The organism is Xenorhabdus entomophaga (assembly GCF_037996725.1).
In the GTDB taxonomy this organism is placed as follows: Bacteria; Pseudomonadota; Gammaproteobacteria; order Enterobacterales; family Enterobacteriaceae; genus Xenorhabdus; species Xenorhabdus khoisanae.
Genome location: NZ_JBBMXH010000208.1, coordinates 1 through 2,665 on the forward strand (window position 1 = coordinate 1; position 2,665 = coordinate 2,665).

Annotated in this window: 4 protein-coding genes and 1 pseudogene; 1 reads left to right on the top strand and 4 read right to left on the bottom strand. The window is 50.0% G+C overall.

Going from position 1 to position 2,665, the window contains the following annotated elements; genetic code table 11:
- Nucleotides 1–126: 126 nt before the first annotated feature.
- The 3 genes from AAC854_RS22050 to AAC854_RS22060 form a co-directional block, all read right to left on the bottom strand.
- The gene (locus AAC854_RS22050; RefSeq protein ID WP_340618969.1) at nt 127–669 is read right to left on the bottom strand and encodes a hypothetical protein; all 543 of its coding nucleotides are present in this window, start codon (nt 667–669) and stop codon (nt 127–129) included.
- Nucleotides 670–788: 119 nt separating this feature from the next.
- Nucleotides 789–1,253, bottom strand: a complete 465-nt coding sequence (locus AAC854_RS22055) for an antirestriction protein (RefSeq protein WP_340618970.1) — start codon at nt 1,251–1,253, stop codon at nt 789–791.
- A gap of 103 nt (nt 1,254–1,356) precedes the next feature.
- Nucleotides 1,357–1,941, bottom strand: coding sequence for an antirestriction protein (locus AAC854_RS22060; RefSeq protein ID WP_340618971.1), 585 nt, complete (start codon nt 1,939–1,941; stop codon nt 1,357–1,359).
- Nucleotides 1,942–2,221: 280 nt separating this feature from the next.
- Here AAC854_RS22060 and AAC854_RS22065 point away from each other — a divergent pair.
- Nucleotides 2,222–2,371, top strand: a pseudogene (locus tag AAC854_RS22065) (IS110 family transposase); the annotation flags it as partial.
- A 58-nt stretch (nt 2,372–2,429) separates the two neighbouring features.
- On the opposite strand, the gene AAC854_RS22070 reads toward AAC854_RS22065, so the two are convergent.
- On the bottom strand, nt 2,430–2,665 hold a 236-nt coding region (locus AAC854_RS22070), incomplete at its 5' end, for a DDE-type integrase/transposase/recombinase (RefSeq protein ID WP_340618972.1).

Consider the following 2,665-nt stretch of genomic DNA (forward strand, 5'->3'; position numbering starts at 1 on the left):
CTTCCAGTTGCCGCAACAACGGCAGGTGGTAAAACAATGCCGCCCAGAACACGACGGCCTGCCATAACACACTCTGTGCCGCCTGTGTTTCCGGGGCAGCCCCCGGCGGTAGTCATACCTCACGGGTTAAATGCTGACTGTCGTTCCGTGCCGGAGAATATCCAGCACTTCACGGCACTGTTGATAACAGGGTGAAACCACATGCAGCGACAATAAATGCGCCTCATGCCGCAATACACGAGCAGCCTGCGCATTCTGCCAGCCCTGCTCAAACACGGCTGACTGACATAACTGCTGCTGTTGCTTTTCCAGTGACAGGCGTTCTGAGGCCCGTGTCACCGGCTGCGCCCAGACAATCTCGTCATAAAACCGACCACCGAGCACTTTTTCATCCTGAGCGTCATAAATCATGACGGTCAGCGGGAAAAAAACGCCTTTCGTTTGATGAGATAACGTTTCCGGCATCGGCCAGTCGCCCAGCAGGTGAATAACCTTCAGCCGCTGCACCGCTTCAGTTACCGAAGCCGTTTCGCACACGGTCAGGGTTTCTTCCCGCAGTGATTGCCTCGCTTGCGGGTGTTGCATCAGGCCGGTGACCTGCACGGTAAAAATGTCTTCACGTAATTCCGGGTCGGTATCATCCGATACCGGTAAAAAAATCGGGTGCATCGGTATTTCCTTGATTGGAGGTCAAATAAAGAAAACACCCGCCCGAGACCGGGAAGGTGTTTTCTGCTCCCTGGTCAGGCGCTTAAGAAAAGGATTAACAGCATCATGGGCTGGTAACTTCAGTGAGAGTTATTATTTTGATTTTCGGTTAATGACGGGCTGATAAAGTCCTCGGAGAGTCTCAATGTCATGACTGACCCTATCAGAGCGTTTTCCGGATGCTGATTCACATATTCCCGCAATTCGCGAAACCGACAGGCATCCGCATTCGGCTCATTCAGCGCAGCGATACGGGCAAGCACGATTGACGTCACCGCCAGCCCGAAGGCATCAGCAGACAGTGTGAGGGTTAACACACTGTCCGGCAGACAGACAGAATAGGTGGCAGCGGATGTCGGCACCATATAAGTCAGCTGTTCAGAAACATCCCGCCTGTCCCAGTATTCATACTGATATGCACCACATAAATGTGAGGCGGTATTGGCAATCAGAAACCCCAGAAACAACCGCTCCAGCGGTTTTTTACCGGGAAATGCCGCAGACAGCGCGGGACTGTCCAGCATGATAAGTTCACTTTTTTGCATCATGTTCTCCTGTAAATAAAAAAGACGGAGAACACCCTGCCCGACGGGAAGCATGTTCCCCGTCCGGGTAGCTGGCGTAATGCCAGGGTGGATTAAATTATCGTCATGACCCCGCTAAACCTAAAGCCTCCCGAATACACTGGGCCTGGGGATGTTGCAGCGCGTATTCCCGCAAATCACACAACCGTTCAGCGATTTCATCCTGCTTTATCAGTGCCGTCAGATAGCCCAGTACGCTCAGGGTGACCATCAGCCCGAACGTATCCGCTGACACCTCGCCGTTAAAGTCGGTGGTCTCGTTTTTGACCACATACGTGTCAGCGCGTGTCGGCACGGCATAGGCAATTTTATCCGACACTTTCCGGCACTGCCATTTATCACACCGGTAATCCTCACACAGCGTGACCGCCGTTTTAATGACCGTGTGTTCCAGCAGCATCAATTCCAGTGGGCTGGTTTGCGGAAAAACGTCCTCAAAAGGGGACAATTCAGACACCGGTACAGAATGCACCGTTGTCCTGGTTTCGTTTTGTTGCATTGTGGACTCCCTGAAAACAACGGAGAACACATTGCCCGGCGGGAAACGTATTCCCCGTTGGGTGGCTGGCATCATGCCAGGGTGGATTAAATAACCTTCATCATCAACAAAGATGATATCTGCTTCCAAAGGTGGGCAGATGTACCACACAGTGTGTACTCCCTTGCAGGCTACGGGAGTGTGGGTGTCGCTGCCCGAAGGTGATCCTTACAAGCGACCGGATCATCGATAAGTCTGACCACGCTAATGAACGGAAATCATAAGGTCAATGCGTAATTCATTTTCCGAGACAGAAAATAATGTCAGAAGCGCGATGGCATTATTTGAATTGATGAGAATGCAATCTACCCGTTCCAATTTTATGGTGTGACAAAATCAGGCAACTTGCTCTAACTCACTTCTGGATAGAACTGATTTGGGGCAACGTTAAAAAGGGAAGTCTCATCAATCCGCAATCCGAGCACTGGCGTTTAAATGGATAAGGATCATTTACCGTTGTTGGAAAACCAGAACCTGTTACGACGAAGCAAAATACTTACTGGCCCTCAAAGATCGAAATTCGCCTTTGCTTAAAGAATAAAAATCTGGTTCTGTCGCATTAACAGAGAGGTCGCTAGCGAAATTGCATGGATGAATGTTTACACAATCAGTTGATAGAAAAATGCAGCGGGTGACATCGGGCATTCCGGCTTTTGCAAATATTGTCCTTTACGCAGCATACTGACCAATTCAATGCCTGCTAACAGGGTCTGTGCCCGCCTGAAATTGTTGAATCCTAGCATGGAAGAGATTCGTCGTTTGAGGTTGCGATGATCTTGCTCAATGAGGTTATTGAGGTACTTATTCTGCCGGATAACAATGATTTCTTCCTTGG

Excerpts from the sequence above, each read along its gene's own strand:
- AAC854_RS22050 (WP_340618969.1), bottom strand. The coding sequence starts at position 669 with ATGCACCCGATTTTTTTACCGGTATCGGATGATACCGACCCGGAATTA.
- AAC854_RS22055 (WP_340618970.1), bottom strand. The coding sequence starts at position 1,253 with ATGCAAAAAAGTGAACTTATCATGCTGGACAGTCCCGCGCTGTCTGCG.